At 38.9% G+C, this 20621-nt stretch carries 28 protein-coding genes; 22 read left to right on the top strand and 6 right to left on the bottom strand.

Translation table 11 applies throughout. The annotated features are described in order from the left end of the window. The first annotated feature begins 16 nt into the window (after positions 1-16). The 22 genes from rpsQ to D2908_RS01735 all read left to right on the top strand — a co-directional run bounded on the left by rpsQ (position 17) and on the right by D2908_RS01735 (position 12560). Entirely contained in the window at positions 17-277 is a 261-nt protein-coding gene (rpsQ, locus tag D2908_RS01840) for a 30S ribosomal protein S17 (protein WP_000440801.1), read from the top strand. A 25-nt stretch (positions 278-302) separates the two neighbouring features. Further along, positions 303-671, top strand: a complete 369-nt coding sequence (gene rplN / locus D2908_RS01835; protein WP_002928796.1) for a 50S ribosomal protein L14 — start codon at positions 303-305, stop codon at positions 669-671. Between the two features lie 184 nt (positions 672-855). Further along, entirely contained in the window at positions 856-1161 is a 306-nt protein-coding gene (gene rplX / locus D2908_RS01830) for a 50S ribosomal protein L24 (protein ID WP_000497691.1), read from the top strand. A 23-nt stretch (positions 1162-1184) separates the two neighbouring features. Continuing rightward, positions 1185-1727 carry a 50S ribosomal protein L5 gene (rplE, locus tag D2908_RS01825; RefSeq protein WP_117304410.1) on the top strand — a complete coding sequence of 181 codons (543 nt, stop codon included), beginning with the start codon at positions 1185-1187 and terminating at the stop codon, positions 1725-1727. Positions 1728-1744: 17 nt separating this feature from the next. Next, a complete protein-coding gene (locus D2908_RS01820; protein WP_049495528.1) occupies positions 1745-1930 on the top strand; it encodes a type Z 30S ribosomal protein S14 in 186 nt (61 codons plus the stop codon). Positions 1931-2142: 212 nt separating this feature from the next. After that, on the top strand, positions 2143-2541 hold the full coding sequence (gene rpsH, locus D2908_RS01815; protein WP_004251095.1) for a 30S ribosomal protein S8: 399 nt from the start codon (positions 2143-2145) through the stop codon (positions 2539-2541). A gap of 187 nt (positions 2542-2728) precedes the next feature. Beyond that, a complete protein-coding gene (rplF, locus tag D2908_RS01810; RefSeq protein WP_117304408.1) occupies positions 2729-3265 on the top strand; it encodes a 50S ribosomal protein L6 in 537 nt (178 codons plus the stop codon). Positions 3266-3348: 83 nt separating this feature from the next. Continuing rightward, positions 3349-3705 (top strand): 50S ribosomal protein L18, encoded by a 357-nt coding sequence (rplR, locus tag D2908_RS01805; RefSeq protein WP_117304406.1) that lies wholly within the window; start codon positions 3349-3351, stop codon positions 3703-3705. A gap of 17 nt (positions 3706-3722) precedes the next feature. After that, the gene (gene rpsE, locus D2908_RS01800) at positions 3723-4217 is read left to right on the top strand and encodes a 30S ribosomal protein S5 (protein WP_117304404.1); all 495 of its coding nucleotides are present in this window, start codon (positions 3723-3725) and stop codon (positions 4215-4217) included. 13 nt (positions 4218-4230) lie between these two features. Beyond that, the gene (gene rpmD, locus D2908_RS01795; protein ID WP_000057241.1) at positions 4231-4413 is read left to right on the top strand and encodes a 50S ribosomal protein L30; all 183 of its coding nucleotides are present in this window, start codon (positions 4231-4233) and stop codon (positions 4411-4413) included. Positions 4414-4557: 144 nt separating this feature from the next. Then, complete coding sequence (gene rplO, locus D2908_RS01790; RefSeq protein ID WP_000766087.1) at positions 4558-4998, top strand: 50S ribosomal protein L15; 441 nt, start codon at positions 4558-4560, stop codon at positions 4996-4998. A 12-nt stretch (positions 4999-5010) separates the two neighbouring features. Beyond that, entirely contained in the window at positions 5011-6321 is a 1311-nt protein-coding gene (secY, locus tag D2908_RS01785; protein ID WP_117304402.1) for a preprotein translocase subunit SecY, read from the top strand. Between the two features lie 149 nt (positions 6322-6470). Then, positions 6471-7109 (top strand): adenylate kinase, encoded by a 639-nt coding sequence (locus tag D2908_RS01780; protein WP_001050436.1) that lies wholly within the window; start codon positions 6471-6473, stop codon positions 7107-7109. Between the two features lie 116 nt (positions 7110-7225). Then, a complete protein-coding gene (gene infA, locus D2908_RS01775) occupies positions 7226-7444 on the top strand; it encodes a translation initiation factor IF-1 (RefSeq protein ID WP_001029883.1) in 219 nt (72 codons plus the stop codon). 24 nt (positions 7445-7468) lie between these two features. Further along, positions 7469-7585: a 50S ribosomal protein L36 gene (rpmJ, locus tag D2908_RS01770; protein WP_001808836.1), complete on the top strand. Its 117-nt coding sequence runs from the start codon at positions 7469-7471 to the stop codon at positions 7583-7585. Between the two features lie 17 nt (positions 7586-7602). Then, positions 7603-7968 (top strand): 30S ribosomal protein S13, encoded by a 366-nt coding sequence (gene rpsM / locus D2908_RS01765; protein ID WP_000090781.1) that lies wholly within the window; start codon positions 7603-7605, stop codon positions 7966-7968. 17 nt (positions 7969-7985) lie between these two features. Beyond that, a complete protein-coding gene (rpsK, locus tag D2908_RS01760) occupies positions 7986-8369 on the top strand; it encodes a 30S ribosomal protein S11 (RefSeq protein WP_001118385.1) in 384 nt (127 codons plus the stop codon). A 42-nt stretch (positions 8370-8411) separates the two neighbouring features. After that, positions 8412-9347, top strand: a complete 936-nt coding sequence (locus D2908_RS01755) for a DNA-directed RNA polymerase subunit alpha (protein WP_000568988.1) — start codon at positions 8412-8414, stop codon at positions 9345-9347. Positions 9348-9358: 11 nt separating this feature from the next. Further along, the gene (gene rplQ / locus D2908_RS01750) at positions 9359-9745 is read left to right on the top strand and encodes a 50S ribosomal protein L17 (protein WP_000331493.1); all 387 of its coding nucleotides are present in this window, start codon (positions 9359-9361) and stop codon (positions 9743-9745) included. A 264-nt stretch (positions 9746-10009) separates the two neighbouring features. Next, positions 10010-10276: an ACT domain-containing protein gene (locus D2908_RS01745; RefSeq protein WP_117304400.1), complete on the top strand. Its 267-nt coding sequence runs from the start codon at positions 10010-10012 to the stop codon at positions 10274-10276. Between the two features lie 9 nt (positions 10277-10285). After that, entirely contained in the window at positions 10286-11623 is a 1338-nt protein-coding gene (locus D2908_RS01740; protein ID WP_117304398.1) for a PFL family protein, read from the top strand. A 244-nt stretch (positions 11624-11867) separates the two neighbouring features. Next, positions 11868-12560 (top strand): histidine phosphatase family protein, encoded by a 693-nt coding sequence (locus tag D2908_RS01735; protein WP_117304396.1) that lies wholly within the window; start codon positions 11868-11870, stop codon positions 12558-12560. Positions 12561-12816: 256 nt separating this feature from the next. On the opposite strand, the gene D2908_RS01730 is transcribed toward D2908_RS01735, so the two are convergent. From D2908_RS01730 to D2908_RS01705, 6 genes are all read right to left on the bottom strand, one after another. Further along, a complete protein-coding gene (locus D2908_RS01730) occupies positions 12817-14475 on the bottom strand; it encodes an iron ABC transporter permease (RefSeq protein WP_117304394.1) in 1659 nt (552 codons plus the stop codon). After that, entirely contained in the window at positions 14465-15556 is a 1092-nt protein-coding gene (locus D2908_RS01725; RefSeq protein WP_050142599.1) for an ABC transporter ATP-binding protein, read from the bottom strand. Before D2908_RS01725 ends, D2908_RS01730 begins: the two co-directional genes overlap by 11 nt. A 12-nt stretch (positions 15557-15568) precedes the next feature. Continuing rightward, positions 15569-16615, bottom strand: coding sequence for an ABC transporter substrate-binding protein (locus D2908_RS01720; protein ID WP_117304392.1), 1047 nt, complete (start codon positions 16613-16615; stop codon positions 15569-15571). A gap of 161 nt (positions 16616-16776) precedes the next feature. Then, positions 16777-17817 (bottom strand): ABC transporter substrate-binding protein, encoded by a 1041-nt coding sequence (locus D2908_RS01715; protein ID WP_117304390.1) that lies wholly within the window; start codon positions 17815-17817, stop codon positions 16777-16779. A 291-nt stretch (positions 17818-18108) separates the two neighbouring features. Then, positions 18109-18879, bottom strand: coding sequence for a response regulator (locus tag D2908_RS01710; RefSeq protein WP_117304388.1), 771 nt, complete (start codon positions 18877-18879; stop codon positions 18109-18111). Next, a complete protein-coding gene (locus D2908_RS01705; RefSeq protein WP_117304386.1) occupies positions 18872-20521 on the bottom strand; it encodes a histidine kinase in 1650 nt (549 codons plus the stop codon). The genes D2908_RS01710 and D2908_RS01705 overlap by 8 nt, the downstream gene beginning before the upstream one ends. Positions 20522-20621 lie beyond the last annotated feature (100 nt).

The following is a 20621-nucleotide window of genomic DNA, read 5'->3' as shown; positions in this document are numbered from 1 at the left end:
GGAAGGAGAAATTTCAATGGAACGCAATAATCGTAAAGTTCTTGTTGGACGTGTTGTATCTGACAAAATGGACAAGACAATCACAGTTGTAGTTGAAACAAAACGTAACCACCCAGTCTATGGTAAACGTATTAACTACTCTAAAAAATATAAAGCTCATGATGAAAATAATGTTGCCAAAGAAGGCGATATCGTACGTATCATGGAAACTCGCCCGCTTTCAGCTACAAAACGTTTCCGTCTTGTAGAAGTTGTTGAAGAAGCGGTCATCATCTAATCAAACCTGAAAGGAGAAAACTGAAATGATTCAAACAGAAACTCGTTTGAAAGTCGCAGACAACAGCGGTGCTCGCGAAATCTTGACTATCAAAGTTCTTGGTGGTTCAGGACGTAAATTTGCAAACATCGGTGATGTTATCGTGGCATCTGTAAAACAAGCTACTCCTGGTGGTGCAGTTAAAAAAGGTGACGTTGTTAAAGCAGTTATCGTTCGTACTAAATCAGGTGCTCGTCGTGCTGATGGTTCATACATCAAATTTGACGAAAACGCAGCAGTTATCATCCGTGACGACAAAACTCCTCGCGGAACACGTATCTTTGGACCAGTTGCACGTGAATTGCGTGAAGGTGGCTTCATGAAGATTGTGTCACTTGCTCCAGAAGTACTTTAATTGATTGCTCAATGAAAATTAAAACAAGTTTAGGAAGTGAGACAAAAGCATAACTTAAGTTAGGTGAGTTGAAACTGACGAAGAATTGCTTTGATTTTCGCAGAGTAAAAAACAAACAAACTAGTCCCCTAGCTTTGAGCTAGGGTGCCCTTATGGGCGTAAGAAAAAATCAAGGAGAAACCTAATGTTTGTAAAAAAAGGCGACAAAGTTCGCGTAATCGCTGGTAAAGATAAGGGAACAGAAGCTGTTGTCCTTACTGCCCTTCCAAAAGTAAACAAAGTTATCGTTGAAGGTGTTAACATCGTTAAGAAACACCAACGTCCAACTAACGAGCTTCCTCAAGGTGGTATCATCGAGAAAGAAGCAGCTATCCACGTATCAAACGTTCAAGTTTTGGACAAAAATGGAGTAGCTGGTCGTGTTGGTTACAAATTTGTAGACGGTAAAAAAGTTCGCTACAACAAAAAATCAGGCGAAGTGCTTGATTAATCACGAAGGAAAGGAGAAGTATAATGGCAAATCGTTTAAAAGAAAAATATCTTAATGAAGTAGTTCCTTCTTTGACAGAACAATTCAACTACTCATCAGTGATGGCTGTGCCTAAAGTAGATAAGATCGTTTTGAACATGGGTGTTGGTGAAGCTGTATCAAACGCTAAAAGCCTTGAAAAAGCTGCTGAAGAATTGGCACTTATCTCAGGTCAAAAACCACTTATCACTAAAGCTAAAAAATCAATCGCCGGCTTCCGTCTTCGTGAAGGTGTTGCGATCGGTGCAAAAGTTACCCTTCGTGGTGAACGTATGTACGAATTCTTGGATAAATTGGTTTCAGTTTCACTTCCACGTGTACGTGACTTCCATGGTGTTCCAACAAAATCATTTGATGGACGCGGAAACTACACACTTGGTGTGAAAGAACAATTGATTTTCCCAGAAATCAACTTCGATGACGTTGACAAAACTCGTGGTCTTGACATCGTTATCGTAACAACTGCTAACACTGACGAAGAGTCACGTGCATTGCTTACAGGGCTTGGAATGCCTTTTGCAAAATAATATAGGAGGTAAATTTAATGGCTAAAAAATCAATGATTGCTAAGAACAAACGTCCAGCGAAGTTCTCTACTCAAGCTTATACTCGTTGTGAAAGATGTGGTCGTCCACATTCAGTTTACCGCAAATTCAAACTTTGCCGTATTTGCTTCCGTGAATTAGCTTACAAAGGAAAAATCCCTGGTGTAACAAAAGCATCTTGGTAATATCATGATACAAAGAGCGTAACAACCCCAGCAAAAATAGGAGATTTGGTGCAGGAGCGATGCTCCAAGACAAATCTATCTTTTTTGCCCAGGTTGTAGCTCGTGTTCAAATGAGATTATCTTGTTTGAATGTGTCAATACTATCTGAGCCCAGCTCAATCATTAACTAGCAAGTGCAACTTGCAAACTACTAGTAAGAGGAGAAAAATAAAATGGTTATGACTGACCCAATCGCAGACTTCCTAACTCGTATTCGTAATGCTAACCAAGCTAAACACGAAGTACTTGAAGTACCTGCATCAAACATCAAAAAAGGGATTGCTGAAATCCTTAAACGCGAAGGTTTTGTTAAGAACGTAGAAATCATCGAAGATGATAAACAAGGCATCATCCGTGTATTTCTTAAATACGGAGCAAACGGTGAACGAGTTATCACTAACTTGAAACGCGTTTCTAAACCAGGACTTCGTGTTTACAAAAAACGTGAAGATCTTCCAAAAGTACTTAACGGTCTTGGAATTGCTATCCTTTCAACATCTGAAGGTTTGCTTACTGATAAAGAAGCTCGCCAAAAGAATGTTGGTGGTGAGGTTATCGCTTACGTTTGGTAATATTTAGCTCCCAATTTCTTTGTGACTCTTCGTTATCGTCTCTTGCCTAACCCAAAGTTATGCCTGCGAGACGATGCCTAGATTCACTTTGAAATTGAAACCTAAATGTTCCTTTAAATCGAGAAATCGATTGAACCCCGTGAAAACTGGCCGTTCTGGCCTGACAATTTAACAGGAGAAAATAAACATGTCACGTATTGGTAATAAAGTTATCGTGTTGCCTGCTGGTGTTGAACTCACTAACAATGACAACGTTGTAACTGTAAAAGGACCTAAAGGAGAACTTACTCGTGAGTTCTCAAAAAATATTGAAATCCGTGTGGAAGGTACTGAAGTAACTCTTCACCGTCCAAACGATTCAAAAGAAATGAAAACTATCCATGGGACTACTCGTGCCCTTTTGAACAACATGGTTATTGGTGTATCAGAAGGATTCAAGAAAGAACTTGAAATGCGCGGGGTTGGTTACCGTGCACAACTTCAAGGATCTAAACTTGTTTTGGCTGTTGGTAAATCACATCCAGACGAAGTTGAAGCTCCAGAAGGAATTACTTTTGAACTTCCAAACCCAACAACAATCGTTGTTAGTGGAATTTCAAAAGAAGTAGTTGGTCAAACAGCTGCTTACGTACGTAGCCTTCGTTCACCAGAACCATATAAAGGTAAAGGTATCCGTTACGTTGGTGAATTCGTTCGCCGTAAAGAAGGTAAAACAGGTAAATAATGTTGAGTGGTTGATTCTCAACCACCAACCTATTTTCCAACTTTGTGCATAGCACACGATTTAAAACTAAAGAGGTGAAAACTGTGATTTCAAAACCAGATAAAAACAAACTCCGCCAAAAACGCCACCGTCGCGTTCGCGGAAAACTCTCTGGAACTGCTGATCGCCCACGTTTGAACATATTCCGTTCTAATATAGGCATCTACGCTCAAGTGATTGATGACGTAGCGGGTGTAACGCTCGCAAGTGCTTCAACTCTTGATAAAGAAGTTTCAAAAGGAACTAAAACTGAACAAGCCGTTGCTGTCGGTAAACTCGTTGCAGAACGTGCAAACGCTAAAGGTATTTCAGAAGTGGTGTTCGACCGCGGTGGATATCTATATCACGGACGTGTGAAAGCTTTGGCTGATGCAGCTCGTGAGAACGGATTGAAATTCTAATAGGAGGACACTAGAAAATGGCATTTAAAGACAATGCAGTTGAATTTGAAGAACGCGTAGTTGCTGTCAACCGTGTTACAAAAGTTGTTAAAGGTGGACGTCGTCTTCGTTTCGCAGCTCTTGTTGTTGTTGGTGACCACAACGGTCGCGTAGGATTTGGTACTGGTAAAGCTCAAGAAGTTCCAGAAGCAATCCGTAAAGCAGTAGATGATGCTAAGAAAAACTTGATCGAAGTTCCTATGGTTGGAACAACTATCCCACACGAAGTTCTTTCAGAATTCGGTGGAGCTAAAGTATTGTTGAAACCTGCTGTAGAAGGTTCTGGAGTTGCCGCTGGTGGTGCAGTTCGTGCCGTTGTGGAATTGGCAGGTGTAGCAGATATTACATCTAAATCACTTGGTTCTAACACTCCAATCAACATTGTTCGTGCAACTGTTGAAGGTTTGAAACAATTGAAACGCGCTGAAGAAGTTGCTGCCCTTCGTGGTATTTCAGTTTCTAATTTGGCATAAGAAAGGGGATAAAATGGCTCAAATTAAAATTACTTTGACTAAGTCTCCAATCGGACGCATTCCATCACAACGCAAAACTGTTGTAGCACTTGGACTTGGCAAATTGAACAGCTCTGTTATTAAAGAAGATAACGCTGCTATCCGTGGTATGATCACTGCAGTATCTCACTTGGTAACAGTTGAAGAAGTAAACTAATAAATTTTTAGGGGATGTGCACTATACCATCCCCTAAAACTAGATATAGTCATCTATGATGACGTCGTATAGGCGAGTTGATGGGGGAGACAACCTTTTCTCCCTTATCGGCGCTAGCATTTTACAAAAGAGGAGAAAATTAAAATGAAACTTCATGAATTGAAACCTGCAGAAGGTTCTCGTAAAGTACGTAATCGCGTTGGTCGTGGTACTTCATCAGGTAACGGTAAAACATCTGGTCGTGGACAAAAAGGTCAAAAAGCTCGTAGCGGTGGCGGAGTTCGCCTTGGTTTTGAAGGTGGACAAACTCCATTGTTCCGTCGTCTTCCAAAACGTGGATTCACTAACATCAACGCTAAAGAATACGCAATTGTGAACCTTGACCAATTGAACGTCTTTGAAGATGGTGCTGAAGTTACTCCAGTTGTTCTTATCGAAGCAGGAATTGTTAAAGCTGAAAAATCAGGTATTAAAATTCTTGGTAACGGTGAGTTGACTAAGAAATTGACTGTGAAAGCAGCTAAATTCTCTAAATCAGCTGAAGAAGCTATCACTGCTAAAGGTGGTTCAGTAGAAGTCATCTAAGAGAGGTGACCTATGTTTTTTAAATTATTAAGAGAAGCTCTTAAAGTTAAGCAGGTTCGATCAAAAATTTTATTCACAATTTTTATCATTTTGGTCTTTCGTATCGGAACTAGCATTACAGTTCCTGGTGTGAATGCCAATAGCTTGAATGCTTTAAGTGGATTATCCTTCTTAAACATGTTGAGCTTGGTGTCAGGGAATGCCATGAAAAACTTCTCAGTTTTTGCTCTTGGTGTTAGTCCCTACATTACGGCCTCTATCGTAGTCCAACTCTTGCAAATGGATATTTTACCCAAGTTTGTAGAGTGGGGTAAACAAGGGGAAGTAGGCCGAAGAAAATTAAATCAAGCTACTCGTTATATTGCTCTAGTTCTCGCTTTTGTGCAATCTATCGGGATTACAGCTGGTTTTAATACTTTGGCTGGAGCTCAATTGTTGAAAACAGCTCTTACTCCACAAGTCTTTATCATGATTGGTATCATCTTAACAGCTGGTAGTATGATTGTGACTTGGTTGGGTGAGCAAATTACAGATAAGGGATACGGAAATGGTGTTTCTATGATTATCTTTGCCGGGATTGTTGCCTCAATTCCAGAGATGATTCAAGGCATCTATGTTGACTACTTTGTGAACGTCCCAAGTAGCCGTATCAACTCATCTATTATTTTCGTAATTATTTTGATGATTACTGTCTTGTTGATCATTTATTTTACAACTTATGTTCAACAAGCAGAATACAAAATTCCAATCCAATATACTAAGGTTGCACAAGGTGCTCCATCTAGCTCTTACCTTCCTTTGAAGGTAAACCCTGCTGGAGTTATCCCTGTTATCTTTGCCAGTTCGATTACGGCAGCGCCTGCGGCTATTCTTCAGTTTTTGAGCGCTACAGGTCATGATTGGGCTTGGGTAAGAACAGCACAAGAAATGCTGGCAACAACTTCACCAACTGGTATTGCCATGTATGCTTTGTTGATTATTCTCTTTACATTCTTCTATACGTTTGTACAGATTAATCCTGAAAAAGCGGCAGAAAACCTACAAAAGAGCGGTGCCTATATCCACGGAGTTCGTCCTGGTAAAGGCACAGAAGAATATATGTCTAAACTTCTTCGTCGTCTTGCAACTGTTGGTTCTCTCTTCCTTGGTGTGATTTCTATTTTACCAATCGTAGCAAAAGATGTTTTCGGACTTTCAGAAGCAGTTGCTTTTGGAGGAACTAGTCTTTTGATCATCATCTCTACAGGTATTGAGGGAATCAAACAATTGGAAGGTTACCTATTGAAACGTAAGTATGTTGGTTTTATGGACAGAACAGAATAAAAGTATTTACTGAATCAGTAAATGCTGAGGGAGTGGAGGTTTAACTCTAACATTGGTGAGAGTTCAGTCTCCCCTCTTCTATTTTGTTTTTAAATAGGAGTGAAAAGATTTTTTGCTTCTATTTAAAAATAAAATAAGGAGATCAAATCATGAATCTTTTGATTATGGGCTTACCTGGTGCAGGTAAGGGAACTCAAGCAGCAAAAATCGTAGAACAATTCCATGTTGCACATATCTCAACAGGTGATATGTTCCGCGCTGCTATGGCAAATCAAACTGAAATGGGTGTTCTTGCTAAGTCATATATTGACAAGGGTGAATTGGTTCCTGACGAAGTTACAAATGGAATCGTAAAAGAACGTCTTTCACAAGATGATATTAAAGAAACAGGATTCTTATTGGATGGGTACCCACGTACAATTGAACAAGCTCATGCCTTAGACAAAACATTGGCTGAACTTGGTATTGAGCTAGAAGGTGTTATCAACATTGAAGTGAATCCAGACAGCCTCTTGGAACGTTTGAGTGGCCGTATCATCCACCGCGTAACTGGAGAAACTTTCCACAAGGTCTTTAACCCACCAGTTGACTATAAAGAAGAAGATTACTACCAACGTGAAGATGATAAGCCTGAAACAGTAAAACGTCGTTTGGATGTCAATATTGCTCAAGGAGAACCAATCATTGCTCACTACCGTGCTAAAGGTTTGGTTCATGACATCGAAGGTAATCAAGATATCAATGATGTCTTCTCAGATATCGAAAAAGTATTGACAAATTTGAAATAAAGCGTTTTTCACACTTGCAAAAATCCGCTACAAATGTTATACTGAGATAGTCTGACTTATAATTGTTGTCTCTGTGTCTAGAGGCATCGAATCGAAATTTATGGAGGTGCTTTTGCGTGGCAAAAGACGATGTGATTGAAGTTGAAGGCAAAGTAGTTGATACAATGCCGAATGCAATGTTTACGGTTGAACTTGAAAATGGACATCAGATTTTAGCAACAGTTTCTGGTAAAATTCGTAAAAACTATATTCGTATTTTAGCGGGAGATCGTGTTACTGTCGAAATGAGTCCATATGACTTGACACGTGGACGTATCACTTACCGCTTTAAATAATCGAAAAACTTGGAGGGATAAGAAATGAAAGTAAGACCATCGGTCAAACCAATTTGCGAATACTGTAAAGTTATTCGTCGTAATGGTCGTGTTATGGTAATTTGCCCAGCAAATCCAAAACACAAACAACGTCAAGGATAAGATAGAAAGGAGAAAACATGGCTCGTATTGCTGGAGTTGACATTCCAAATGACAAACGTGTAGTAATCTCATTGACTTATGTTTATGGTATCGGACTTGCAACATCTAAGAAAATTTTGGCTGCTGCTGGAATCTCAGAAGATGTTCGTGTACGTGATCTTACATCAGATCAAGAAGATGCTATCCGTCGTGAAGTGGATGCAATCAAAGTTGAAGGTGACCTTCGTCGTGAAGTAAACTTGAACATCAAACGTTTGATGGAAATCGGTTCATACCGTGGTATCCGTCACCGTCGTGGACTTCCTGTCCGTGGACAAAACACTAAAAACAACGCTCGCACTCGTAAAGGTAAAGCTGTTGCGATTGCTGGTAAGAAAAAATAATATAGGAGGTAAAAGTCTTGGCTAAACCAACACGTAAACGTCGTGTGAAAAAGAATATCGAATCTGGTATTGCTCATATTCACGCTACATTTAATAACACTATTGTTATGATTACTGATGTGCATGGTAATGCAATTGCTTGGTCATCAGCTGGTGCTCTTGGTTTCAAAGGTTCTCGTAAATCTACACCATTCGCTGCTCAAATGGCTTCTGAAGCTGCTGCTAAATCTGCACAAGAACACGGTCTTAAATCAGTTGAAGTTACTGTAAAAGGTCCAGGTTCTGGTCGTGAGTCAGCTATTCGTGCGCTTGCTGCCGCTGGTCTTGAAGTAACAGCAATTCGTGATGTGACTCCAGTGCCACACAATGGTGCTCGTCCTCCAAAACGTCGCCGTGTATAATCATCGCATTACACTGCTTTTCGTTTAAGAGGGAGTAACTAAATGATCGAGTTTGAAAAACCAAATATAACAAAAATTGATGAAAATAAAGATTATGGCAAGTTTGTAATCGAACCACTTGAACGTGGCTACGGTACAACTCTTGGTAACTCTCTTCGTCGTGTACTTCTAGCTTCTCTACCAGGAGCAGCTGTGACATCTATCAATATTGATGGTGTGTTACATGAGTTTGACACAGTTCCAGGTGTTCGTGAAGACGTGATGCAAATCATTCTGAACATTAAAGGAATTGCAGTGAAATCGTACGTTGAAGACGAAAAAATCATCGAACTAGATGTTGAAGGTCCTGCTGAAGTAACAGCCGGTGACATTTTGACAGATAGCGATATTGAAATTGTAAATCCAGATCATTATCTCTTTACAATCGGTGAAGGTTCTTCTCTAAAAGCGACTATGACTGTTAATAGTGGTCGTGGATATGTACCTGCTGATGAAAATAAAAAGGATAATGCACCAGTTGGAACACTTGCTGTAGATTCTATTTATACACCAGTTACAAAAGTCAACTATCAAGTGGAACCTGCTCGTGTAGGTAGCAATGATGGATTTGACAAATTAACCCTTGAAATCTTGACAAATGGAACAATTATTCCAGAAGATGCTTTAGGGCTTTCAGCACGTATTTTGACAGAACATCTTGATTTGTTTACAAATCTGACTGAGATTGCTAAGTCAACTGAAGTGATGAAAGAAGCTGATACTGAATCTGACGACCGTATTTTGGATCGTACGATTGAGGAACTGGACTTGTCTGTGCGTTCATACAACTGTTTGAAACGTGCCGGTATCAATACTGTGCATGATTTGACAGAAAAATCTGAAGCAGAGATGATGAAAGTACGAAATCTTGGACGCAAGAGTTTGGAAGAAGTGAAACTCAAACTCATTGATTTGGGTCTTGGATTAAAAGATAAATAAAGGAGGAATAAATGGCTTACCGTAAACTAGGACGCACTAGCTCTCAGCGTAAAGCAATGCTTCGCGATTTGACAACTGACCTTTTGATCAACGAATCAATCGTGACAACTGAAGCTCGTGCTAAAGAAATCCGTAAAACTGTTGAAAAAATGATTACTCTAGGTAAACGTGGTGATTTGCATGCACGTCGTCAAGCAGCTGCTTTCGTACGTAATGAAATCGCATCTGAAAACTATGATGAAGCAACTGATAAGTACACTTCTACTACAGCGCTTCAAAAATTGTTCTCAGAAATCGCACCTCGTTATGCTGAACGTAACGGTGGATACACTCGTATCCTTAAAACTGAACCACGTCGTGGTGATGCAGCGCCAATGGCGATCATCGAATTAGTATAAAATCATCAATTTTGTTGAGTGTTATGATGATGGAGTCTTGTGCTCTTAGTCTAGCTCTGGTCTACCGCTAGGATTTCGGTCCTAGCGGGAACACTCATCATAAGTTGGGATAGTAGACGCTTGTTTACGAAATTGTTTTTTTCTTAAGAACAACTTCGTAAGCAGGCGTTTTTGAGTATTTTGATTAGAATTATGCTATACTATTTTAAAAGAATTCTGTTTAATGTTCAGGTTTCCTATTAAAAGAAGAATTGGAGTTTGCTTATGAAAGCGATTATAACTGTTGTTGGTAAAGATAAGTCTGGAATTGTTGCAGGTGTTTCTGGTAAAATTGCAGAATTGGGTTTGAATATCGATGATATCTCTCAAACTGTTTTGGATGAATATTTCACGATGATGGCTGTCGTCTCTAGCGATGAAAAGCAAGACTTTACCTATCTTCGTAATGAATTTGAAGCTTTTGGGGAAACTTTGAATGTGAAAATCAATCTTCAGAGTGCGGCGATTTTCGAAGCTATGTATAATATCTAGGAGGTGCACATGGATATTAGACAAGTTACTGAAACCATCGCTATGATTGAGGAGCAGAACTTTGATATCAGAACTATTACCATGGGGATTTCCCTATTAGACTGTATTGATCCAGATATCAATCGGGCTGCGGAGAAAATTTATCAAAAGATTACCACCAAGGCAGCTAATTTAGTAGCTGTTGGCGATGAGATTGCAGCTGAGTTGGGAATTCCAATTGTTAATAAGCGTGTATCGGTGACTCCCATTTCTCTAATTGGGGCAGCGACAGATGCGACGGACTACGTGATTCTGGCAAAAGCGCTTGATAGGGCTGCGAAAGAAATCGGTGTGGATTTTATTGGTGGTTTCTCTGCCTTGGTACAAAAAGGTTATCAAAAGGGAGATGAGATTCTCATCAATTCTATTCCTCGCGCTTTGGCTGAAACGGACAAGGTCTGCTCGTCAGTTAATATTGGCTCAACCAAGTCGGGTATTAATATGACGGCTGTGGCAGATATAGGACGAGTTATCAAGGAAACGGCAACTCTATCTGATATGGGGGCAGCTAAGTTGGTTGTATTTGCTAATGCTGTTGAGGACAATCCATTTATGGCGGGTGCCTTCCATGGTGTTGGGGAGGCAGATGTTATCATCAATGTCGGAGTTTCTGGTCCTGGTGTGGTGAAACGTGCCTTGGAAAAAGTTCGTGGGCAGAGCTTTGATGTAGTAGCCGAAACAGTTAAGAAGACTGCCTTTAAAATCACTCGTATCGGTCAATTGGTTGGTCAAATGGCCAGTGAGAGACTGGGTGTGGAGTTTGGTATTGTGGACTTGAGTTTGGCGCCAACTCCTGCGGTTGGAGATTCTGTTGCACGTGTCCTTGAGGAAATGGGGCTAGAAACAGTTGGAACACACGGGACGACGGCTGCCTTGGCACTCTTGAACGACCAAGTTAAGAAGGGCGGAGTGATGGCCTGCAACCAAGTTGGTGGTTTGTCTGGTGCCTTTATCCCTGTTTCAGAGGATGAAGGAATGATTGCTGCTGTTCAAAATGGCTCTCTTAATTTGGAAAAACTAGAAGCTATGACGGCTATCTGTTCTGTTGGTTTGGATATGATTGCCATTCCGGAGGATACACCTGCTGAAACCATTGCGGCCATGATTGCAGATGAAGCTGCAATTGGTGTCATTAACATGAAAACAACGGCTGTCCGTATCATTCCAAAAGGAAAAGAAGGTGACATGATTGAGTTTGGTGGTCTTCTTGGTACAGCTCCAGTTATGAAGGTCAATGGGGCTTCATCTCTTGATTTCATCTCTCGTGGAGGACAAATCCCAGCACCAATTCATAGTTTTAAAAATTAAGAAAATAGGAGAAATTTTAAGTTCTTTTTAAGGTTGGATGTGTATACTATAATCATTAAATAAAGACCTCCTAATATTATTTGAAACAGATAATACTGATTTAGTTTGAATTTGATTTTCATCTAATATCTTTATTTAATAGAACTCCTAAACTTTTTCATAATAATCTCCTGCAAAAGTCGCCTGTCTGGGTGGCTTTTGTTTTATCATCCATGATATAATAGAAGTAAACGGAGGACGGAAAATGGTAAAAGTAAGATTGTATTTGGTACGTCATGGCAAGACCATGTTTAACACGATTGGTCGTGCGCAAGGTTGGAGCGATACTCCCTTAACAGCTGAAGGTGAACGAGGGATTCAAGAATTAGGAATCGGTTTGCGAGAATCTGGTCTACAGTTTGAGCGCGCTTATTCCAGTGATTCTGGGCGCACCATTCAGACAATGGGAATCATCCTTGATGAACTTGGTTTGCAGGGGAAAATCCCTTATCGCATGGACAAGCGTATCAGAGAATGGTGTTTCGGTAGCTTTGATGGAGCTTATGATGGCGATCTTTTCATGGGCATTATTCCTCGTATCTTTAATGTGGACCATGTTCATCAATTATCTTATGCCGAACTGGCTGAGGGCTTGGTAGAGGTTGATACAGCTGGTTGGGCTGAAGGTTGGAAAAAACTCAGTGGCCGCATCAAAGAAGGTTTTGAAGCGATTGCCAAAGAAATGGAAGAACAAGGCGGTGGCAACGCTCTCGTTGTCAGCCATGGAATGACCATTGGAACCATTGTGTATCTGATTAATGGCATGCATCCGCATGGTCTGGATAATGGTAGCGTGACGATCCTTGAATATGAGGACGGCCAGTTTAGCGTAGAAGTTGTCGGTGACTGCAGTTACCGAGAACTTGGACGGGAGAAGATGGAGGAAGCCTCTATTTAATACTCTTCGAAAATCAAATTCAAACCGCGTCAACGTCGTCTTACCGTAGATATATGTAACTGACTTCGTCAGTCTTATCTACAACCTCAAAGCAGTGCTTTGAGCAACCTGCGGCTAGTTTCCTAGTTTGCTCTTTGATTTTCATTGAGTATAATCAGTCTAGACTTGCGTGCCATGAACTGAGGATTTGATAAGAATATCAAGATAAGAAAAAACAGCCGAAGGTAATCCTTTCGGCTGTTTTTGATGGGAAAAACTAAAGTGTAATGCTATTGCTTTTAGAAATTTTCATGAACAAGAGCAAGGAACCTACTGTTAGAACAGTCAGGATAGTTGACAAGGCTGCGGCTACACCGTAATTCCCTCTGAGAACCTCTGTATAAATGGCTACAGTCATTGTTCTTGTTTTGACATTGTAGAGGAGGATAGAAGTAGAAAGTTCTGAAATCATTGTGACCCAAGATAGGATGGCTCCAGAAATAATACCAGATAGCATCATTGGAGTTGTAATCTTGGCAAAGGTATTGAGACGACTACTTCCTAAGCTCTCGGCGGCTTCTTCAATACTTGGTGCTATTTGTTGCAAGCTAGCAACAGATGAGCGAATAGTATAAGGTAATCTTCTGACGGATAGAGACATAATCAAGATGAAAGCTGTCCCTGTAATCATAAGAAATCCACTTCCAAATAGACCAGTATTGAAGGAAGAAATGAAGGCAATCCCTAGAACGGTTCCTGGTACAATATAAGGGACCATACTGAGGCTGTCAATTAGGTTTGTAAACAAATTCCGTTTTCTAACAGCTAGGTAGGAGATAAATGTTGCGAAAAGAACAACTAGGACTAAAGCAATCAAAGGGATACGAATAGTATTGAAAATAGCAGATCCCATACGATTGAAAGCTACCTTGTAACTGTTTAGAGAATAACCTTTGACAAATACCATACCTGATGTTTTTAGAAAAGAAGTATAAATCAAGTAGACTTGAGGTAGAACAGAGAACAAGATAATTCCGTAGACTGTTGCATAAATGGCAACCATTTTTCCTTTTGTAGTTTTTTTAGGCTCGATTGGATGGAGCGAATTCATGCTGAAACTGTAGCGGTTTGAAATGTATTTTTGGATAAGGAAGATTGCTAAGGCAATGATAATCGCCATAATTGCTAAAGCAGATGCAAAAGCAGAATTTCCTCCAACCTCGCTAATAAATTGAGTATAAATCAAGACGGGGAAAGTCCGATATCCTTCACCAATTAACATAGGTGTTCCAAAGTCTGAGAATGCTCTCATAAATACAAGTAGGGCAGCAGCTAGTAAGGTTGGAACTAGGAGAGGTAAAACAACCGTTACGATACGCTTAAATCCGAAGGACCCCATGCTTTCAGCTGCTTCAAGTAGAGAATTGTCAATACTTTTCATTGTCCCAGCAACGTATAGAAATACCAGTGGGAATAGTTGCAGTGTAAAGACAAGTACAATTCCTTTGAATCCATAAATATCGATAGCTGGAAGATGAAGGGCATTTGTCAGAAATTTAGTAATGACCCCATTTCGTCCCAGCAAGAGAATCCAGGAGTAGGCTCCTACGAAAGGAGCTGACATGGAAGCAATGATAATCAATATTTGTAGAAATTTTTTCCCCTTGAAGTCATACATGGAGAAGAGATAAGCTAATAGGGTTCCTACAACTAAGGAAGTGACAGTAGCGGTAATGGAAACCTTGAAACTATTGATGAGTGTCTCAGAGTAGTAGGCTTTACTAAAGAAAGTGACAAAATTAGCTAGTGAGAATTGTCCTTCATGTATGAGTGCTTGCTTGAGCACGGTAACGATAGGATAAACGAGAAAGACAAGATAGGTAAGAAAGATGAAGAAAGAGGAGGCTGTCCAAATATTTAGTTTTTTACGTTCCATGGTTGACTCCTTTTATCAGGTTTTGAGAACCATCTGCAGAAAAGACGTTTAATTTTTGAGTATTAATTCGTAGACGAATACGATCGCCTTTTTGTAGGTCTTCTTCAAAAGTTGATTCTTCGCTAACTTGAATTTTTGAGGCAAAGCCTGTCTCGATGAAGTATTCAGTATTCAGTCCAAGATAGACGCTATCGCTAATAATTCCTTCGATATCTCCAGATTCATCTTTGATAAACTCTTCAGGACGAATGCTTACATGAATAGCTTGTTCCTCAGCTTGATCAAGAGCTGGCATTCGAAGAGCATAGCCATCTGAAAAGACGATATAAGCGCCGTCACTCCGTTTTTCAAGAGTGGCAGGGATAATATTTGTGCGTCCAATAAAGGTGGCGACAAACTCATTAGCTGGTTTATGATAGAGTTCTTTTGGCCGGCCGATTTGTTGGATCACCCCGTCTTTCATAACAGCAATTTGGTCTGAAATAGCCATAGCTTCTTCTTGGTCGTGGGTCACATAAACAGTTGTAATTCCCACTTCGTGTTGGATTTCTCGAATAGCTTGTCGCATATCCAAGCGAAGTTTGGCATCTAGGTTACTAAGTGGCTCGTCCATGAGGAGAACACTTGGATTGACAGCTAAGGCACGTGCCAAGGCGACACGTTGTTGTTGTCCACCACTGAGTTTATCGGGCTTTCGATCCGCATATTGAGCAATTTGCATGAGTTCAAGATATTTATTGGTTTGTTGAATCAATTCTTCTTTTGGAACTTTCTTTTGCTTGAGACCAAAAGCAACATTATCTCGGACAGTCAAATGTGGGAAAATAGCGTAGTTTTGAAAAACCATGCCAATATTGCGTTTGCTGGGTTCCATATTATTGATTTTTGTATCATCGAAGTAAAATTCTCCGCCTTCGATACTGTTGAAACCTGCAATCATACGAAGAAGAGTCGTTTTCCCACACCCTGAAGGCCCAAGAAGGGTAAAGAGACTTCCTTTTGGAATTGTAATGTTCAAATTCTCAATAACAGGGACATCGTGATAGATTTTTTTTGCGTTAATAATTTTGATCTCACTCATAGTGAACCTCTTTTACTGTTTAGATTGGATATCTGTAAAGACTTCGTTGTATTTCTTAACGATATCTGATTTATTATTGATGACATAATCATAATCTTCAGTGAGTGTTTTGATTTTGTCAATTGGTTTCATGTTTTCACTTGTTTTGGCATTTTTACGAACAGGACGGTTAGTAGTGGTTGTACCAAGTGTATCTTGTACTTCTTGAGAGATAATAAAATCGATAAATTTCTTGGCATTTTCCATATTTTTCGCTTTTTTAACGATAGCAGCACTAGCAGGTAGGAAGACGGTTCCTTCTTTTGGATAGACTACCTTGATATTAGCTCCGTCATTTAAGAGTTTAACTGCTGGATCTTCGTAAGAGAGACCAACAGCCATTTCTCCGTCAGCGACTGCTTTATAGACACCAGATGAGCTTGAACCGATTTTACCATCAATAAGTGTGAAGAGATCTTTTACATAAGACCAAGCTTTATCGTCTTTGTAACCACCTTGAGCTTGTAGCATATTTGTTAATTGAGCAAAGGCGCTAGAAGAGTTTGCTGGGTCAGCAGTTGCGATTTTTCCTTTTAGTTCAGGTTTGAGAAGGTCGCTATATCCTTCGATGTTCATGCCTTTCGTTAAATCAGGATTGACGATTAAAACACTACCATCTAGTGTATAAGGTGTAGAGTAGCCAGTTGTGTTTTGATATTCTTTGATAACATTATCATTTTCTTTTGAAGTATAGTTTTCAAAGAGTTCTCCGTGGGTAGCATATTGTGTATAAGAACCACCAAAGATGATATCGGCTACAGGAGCTTCTTTTTCTGACTCTAGTTTTTTGAAAAGTTCTCCAGTACCAGCTTGAATCAGTTCTACTTTGATACCATATTTTTCTTCAAAGGCAGGAATAGTTGCTCCGATTAAGCCTTCTGAGTTTGGTGAATAAACGACTAGCGAACCGCCGTCTCCTTTATCAGATGAACCGCCATCGGCAGAATCATTAGAAGAACAAGCAGCAAGACCAAAAAGAGCTAGTCCGCAAGCAGCATAATACATCCATTTCTTTTTCATGATGGATACCTCCGTTGTGTTATTTAAGTTTATTTTAAAACAATGTAAGCGTTTTTAAAACTGATAATTCTATTCTATTAGAGTAAAATTCTCTACAAAACGGAAGTAATCTTTTTGATTTTATAGTAGGGTTTGACAGTTAATCATTGGAAAGTCAAATTTTATTTTTTAGATTGGATATCTGTAAAAATGTCATTGTACTTTTTAAGAATAGCAGATTTATTTTTAATGACATAATCGGAATCTTCAGTGGCAATATTGATTTCTGTCATAGCTTTCATATTTTTATTGGTTTTAGCATTTCTACGAATAGGTCTGATTGTTGTTTCAGTTCCTAGCTTATCTTGGATTTCTTGAGAAAGGAGGAAATCGATAAACTTCTTAGCATTTTCCATGAGTTTGGCATTTTTGATGATAGCTGCGTTACCAGGTAAAAAGACGGTTCCTTCTTTTGGATAAATGACTTTTACATCAATCCCATCATTTAAGAGTTTTAAGGCAGGATCTTCATAGGTGAGTCCTACAGCCATTTCTCCATCGGCGACAGCTTTGTAAACATTTGAAGAACTAGATGCAATCTTTCCATCTACTAGAGTAAATAGATTTTTCACATAGGTCCATGCTTGTTCATTTTCGTATCCGCCTTGATCGACAAGCATGTTTGTTAATTGTGCAAAGGCACTAGATGCGTTACTTGGATCAGCAGTAGCGATTTTTCCTTTTAATTTAGGATTGAGTAGATCATTGTAGTCTTCAATTTTAATATCTTTTGTAAGAGCTGAATTGGCAATGATAACACTGACATCTAGTGTGTAAGGTGTGTAGAATCCTGTTTTATTTTGATATTCAGGGATTATCTGGTCGTTTTCTTGGGAAATATAAGGTTCAAAAAGTTTTTCGTTAGAAGAGAAGAGGGCGTAGGAGCCTCCGAAAATGACATCAGCTACAGGGGATTCTTTTTCAGCCTCAGCTTTTTTGAACAATTCACCAGTGCTGGCTTGTACTAAATCAACCTTAATACCATATTTTTCTTCGAAGGCTGGGATTGTTTCTTCGATAAGGTCTTCAGGGTTAGGTGAGTAGATAACTAAAGTGTTATCTGAATCTTTTTCAGAGCTAGTTTCCGCTTCTATAGTAGAGGAACATCCTGATAAAGAAAGGAATATCCAGCTAAAAGAGAGAAAGAATAGTATTTTTTTCATAAGTATCTCCTTTTTTACGAACGTTTTCTCTACCCAGATTGTTAATGTTTTTAAATTTTAGAGTTCTACAGAATATAATAAAAACCTTAAAGAAACCTAAAACGAAAAATAGGAAATGAGTTCCTAGAGCAAGGATGGGTGAATTGTAGCTGAGATTTTGATGGTAATACTCTTCAAAACACCTCCCTTTATCTGCAATCTCAAAGACATGATTTGAGTAGTAGCACTTTGATTTTCATTGGGTAAAAGTACAAAATAAAAAGATTGCCTGAGTTGAGCAATCCTTTTACATCAATGGTTTTTATCCATAAGTTTTAATTCTTTTGGAGAAATATGGAGATACTTTTTAAAAACTTTTGCAAAATATTTATAGTCTGAAAATCCAACTTGTTCAGATATATCGCTTAGGGGAGAATTTGGGGATTCAGCCATTTTATTTATAGCTTGCTTGAGGCGGTAGCGTAAGATATATTCATTTAGCGTCATTGGGAAGTCTTCTCTGATAACCTTATATAGATAGCTTTCACTGTACCCTAGATTCTCTGCAATGGTAGAAATGGTAAAGTGCATGTAGTAGTGTTGATGCACAAATTCAAGAATTTGTTGAATGATTTGGTTTTGTGTATCAATTTGTTGGATAGAGGTGAGTAAAGTTTGATACTCTTCTAAAAAAGGAGTTTCTTGATAAGTGCTAACTCGTAATCGCAAAACAATTTTTTGAAGACATTCCGTCAATTCCTTGGTATCAATTGGTTTGGATAAGAAATCAACTGCTCCATATTGCATAGCTTTTTTGGCATTTTGAAAATCGTTATAACCTGATAAGATAACTTTTTCATAAGAAAGGGTACGAGTGGCTTCGAACATCATAAAAGCATCCATAATTGGCATTGTGATGTCTGTTAAGACAATATGAGGTTCTTTTTCTTGGATGAGTTTCATTCCCTCTTGACCGTGACTGGCAGTTCCTACGACTTGGATACCTAAGGCAGAGTAGTCTACGGCAATCTCTAGCCATTTTCGAATGAGGTGTTCGTCTTCTACGATAATGAGCTTAAACATGAGTTAGTCCTTTCGTTATAAATTTGACCCAAGTTTCTCCTTGGCGATTGACTCCTAAATCTAGCTGGACATCATAAAAGAAATTGCTCAATCGTTTGTAGCTGTTAACGATGCCATGCTGGGTATGAGGACTTTCTAAAGAGTCTAAAATAGCGAGTCGCTCTTGTTTTGTGAGTCCTCCAGCATTATCCTTGACTAAAAAAGTTAGAGAATCTGCTTCCAAGGTAATTTGGATATTAATATGAAGATCAATACGGTATTGCATCCCATATTTTATAGCATTTTCTACTAGAGGAAGCAAGAAAAGTTTAGGAATAGGCTGATTATCAACAGTTTCTGGACAGACAATATCATAGGAAAAGTGCTCGAAACGAATCTTATGAATCATAAGATAATCCTCTAAAATCTTCAAATCCTGACAAATGGTTGTTTCTTTTTCTAAATCCGTGATACTGTAGCGAAGAATGCGCGTGAGATTTTGAATCAGGTCTTGTGTGAGAGCTGCATCCATTAAAGAAGTGATTTTAATCGTTTCAAGTGTATTGTAGAGAAAATGAGGATTGAACTGAGCTTCCAGCATTTTTCTTTCAAAAATCCACTTTTCTTTTTCGATGGTCAACATTTTCTGATGAAGTTGATCTAATTCATACAACATATTATTAATTTTTTCGGCCATAAATTCAAACTCATCACCTGTTTGTAGATAAAGCCTTTTTTCTGCTTGTTTGGGAATTTCTTGAAGTTGGTAAACTAAACTTTCAATAGGAACAGCGTTGTGTGTGGCAATTTTATGAGCAATTCGTCTTGCTTGCCAGAAGTAGAGGACGAATATACATAAGGTGAGGACGGAGGCTAAGCCGAGTAAGCTAGGAATGGGAAAGAAGGATTGAAAAGTATAGATTGAAAAAATAGCATCGACTTGTTCTTTTTGAACAATAAGCGGTTCATTCGCATACCAGTGGGTGCGAGAGTGTAGGAGTTTCTCATCAAATTTTTCAAGAGTGGAACGAGTAAATTGATTTGTGTTGTTGGAAAATATATTTCCAAAGCTATCGGTAATAATGTATTTGGAATTGATCATTGGGAAACTTGAGATGAAATCATTCTCATTTACGAAAGCAATAGTATAGGCCTTAACTCGTTGGTTTTGAAGTAGTGGTTTGATAAAGAGTGTATAGTGTTGCTTGTCTAAAGAGAGTGCAATTTTTTCTGTAACTTTATCTTGAGAAGGATTTTGAATGAGCAGTTTTAGATAGTAGGGTGATAAAATACTTTCTTGATGATTTCGATTGGTACTAAATAGTAATTCACCTGTATCGCTTAGGATAATGAGGTCAGAACTAAGTTTTAATTTAGCTTTTGTCTCGTAAAATAAGCTAAAGACTTCTCTCTCTGTGTGTTTGCCGTCCAAAAATCCAGGAATCATTTTATAGTTCATAGTGGACAGGAGCTCATTATTTGCTTCTTTCATCTCTTGAACTTGTTTGACAATCTGTCTCGTGTCTTTGGAGAGTTGTTGCTTTTGTAAAAAATAGGAAAAACCAAAAAGTAAAATGAGTAATAAAAGAGAGGTCATAAAGGCTGCGATAGAGCTTCTATGGAGAATTTCTTTTTGGAGAGATTTTTTAAAGGAATGAGACATATGCTACCTCCTTAGAAGGGTTTTCTGTTATAAGTATAGCAGTTTAAAAATTCTAGAGCAAGGTAAAATAGAAAAGTATAGAATAGAACGAGACCAAATT

It is taken from the genome of Streptococcus sp. LQJ-218 (assembly GCF_003428885.1).
Lineage (GTDB): Bacteria > Bacillota > Bacilli > Lactobacillales > Streptococcaceae > Streptococcus.
This window is presented reverse-complemented; position numbering and strand designations above follow the sequence as displayed.

Coding starts and splice junctions, on each gene's coding strand:
- rplO (WP_000766087.1), top strand. CDS start 4,558: ATGAAACTTCATGAATTGAAACCTGCAGAAGGTTCTCGTAAAGTACGT.
- D2908_RS01755 (WP_000568988.1), top strand. CDS start 8,412: ATGATCGAGTTTGAAAAACCAAATATAACAAAAATTGATGAAAATAAA.
- D2908_RS01740 (WP_117304398.1), top strand. CDS start 10,286: ATGGATATTAGACAAGTTACTGAAACCATCGCTATGATTGAGGAGCAG.
- D2908_RS01820 (WP_049495528.1), top strand. CDS start 1,745: ATGGCTAAAAAATCAATGATTGCTAAGAACAAACGTCCAGCGAAGTTC.
- D2908_RS01725 (WP_050142599.1), bottom strand. CDS start 15,556: ATGAGTGAGATCAAAATTATTAACGCAAAAAAAATCTATCACGATGTC.
- D2908_RS01720 (WP_117304392.1), bottom strand. CDS start 16,615: ATGAAAAAGAAATGGATGTATTATGCTGCTTGCGGACTAGCTCTTTTT.
- D2908_RS01735 (WP_117304396.1), top strand. CDS start 11,868: ATGGTAAAAGTAAGATTGTATTTGGTACGTCATGGCAAGACCATGTTT.
- D2908_RS01730 (WP_117304394.1), bottom strand. CDS start 14,475: ATGGAACGTAAAAAACTAAATATTTGGACAGCCTCCTCTTTCTTCATC.
- D2908_RS01745 (WP_117304400.1), top strand. CDS start 10,010: ATGAAAGCGATTATAACTGTTGTTGGTAAAGATAAGTCTGGAATTGTT.
- rplF (WP_117304408.1), top strand. CDS start 2,729: ATGTCACGTATTGGTAATAAAGTTATCGTGTTGCCTGCTGGTGTTGAA.
- D2908_RS01710 (WP_117304388.1), bottom strand. CDS start 18,879: ATGTTTAAGCTCATTATCGTAGAAGACGAACACCTCATTCGAAAATGG.
- rplQ (WP_000331493.1), top strand. CDS start 9,359: ATGGCTTACCGTAAACTAGGACGCACTAGCTCTCAGCGTAAAGCAATG.
- D2908_RS01715 (WP_117304390.1), bottom strand. CDS start 17,817: ATGAAAAAAATACTATTCTTTCTCTCTTTTAGCTGGATATTCCTTTCT.
- D2908_RS01780 (WP_001050436.1), top strand. CDS start 6,471: ATGAATCTTTTGATTATGGGCTTACCTGGTGCAGGTAAGGGAACTCAA.
- rpmD (WP_000057241.1), top strand. CDS start 4,231: ATGGCTCAAATTAAAATTACTTTGACTAAGTCTCCAATCGGACGCATT.
- rpsE (WP_117304404.1), top strand. CDS start 3,723: ATGGCATTTAAAGACAATGCAGTTGAATTTGAAGAACGCGTAGTTGCT.
- D2908_RS01705 (WP_117304386.1), bottom strand. CDS start 20,521: ATGTCTCATTCCTTTAAAAAATCTCTCCAAAAAGAAATTCTCCATAGA.
- rpsM (WP_000090781.1), top strand. CDS start 7,603: ATGGCTCGTATTGCTGGAGTTGACATTCCAAATGACAAACGTGTAGTA.
- rplE (WP_117304410.1), top strand. CDS start 1,185: ATGGCAAATCGTTTAAAAGAAAAATATCTTAATGAAGTAGTTCCTTCT.
- rpsQ (WP_000440801.1), top strand. CDS start 17: ATGGAACGCAATAATCGTAAAGTTCTTGTTGGACGTGTTGTATCTGAC.
- rplX (WP_000497691.1), top strand. CDS start 856: ATGTTTGTAAAAAAAGGCGACAAAGTTCGCGTAATCGCTGGTAAAGAT.
- rpsH (WP_004251095.1), top strand. CDS start 2,143: ATGGTTATGACTGACCCAATCGCAGACTTCCTAACTCGTATTCGTAAT.
- rplN (WP_002928796.1), top strand. CDS start 303: ATGATTCAAACAGAAACTCGTTTGAAAGTCGCAGACAACAGCGGTGCT.
- secY (WP_117304402.1), top strand. CDS start 5,011: ATGTTTTTTAAATTATTAAGAGAAGCTCTTAAAGTTAAGCAGGTTCGA.
- rpmJ (WP_001808836.1), top strand. CDS start 7,469: ATGAAAGTAAGACCATCGGTCAAACCAATTTGCGAATACTGTAAAGTT.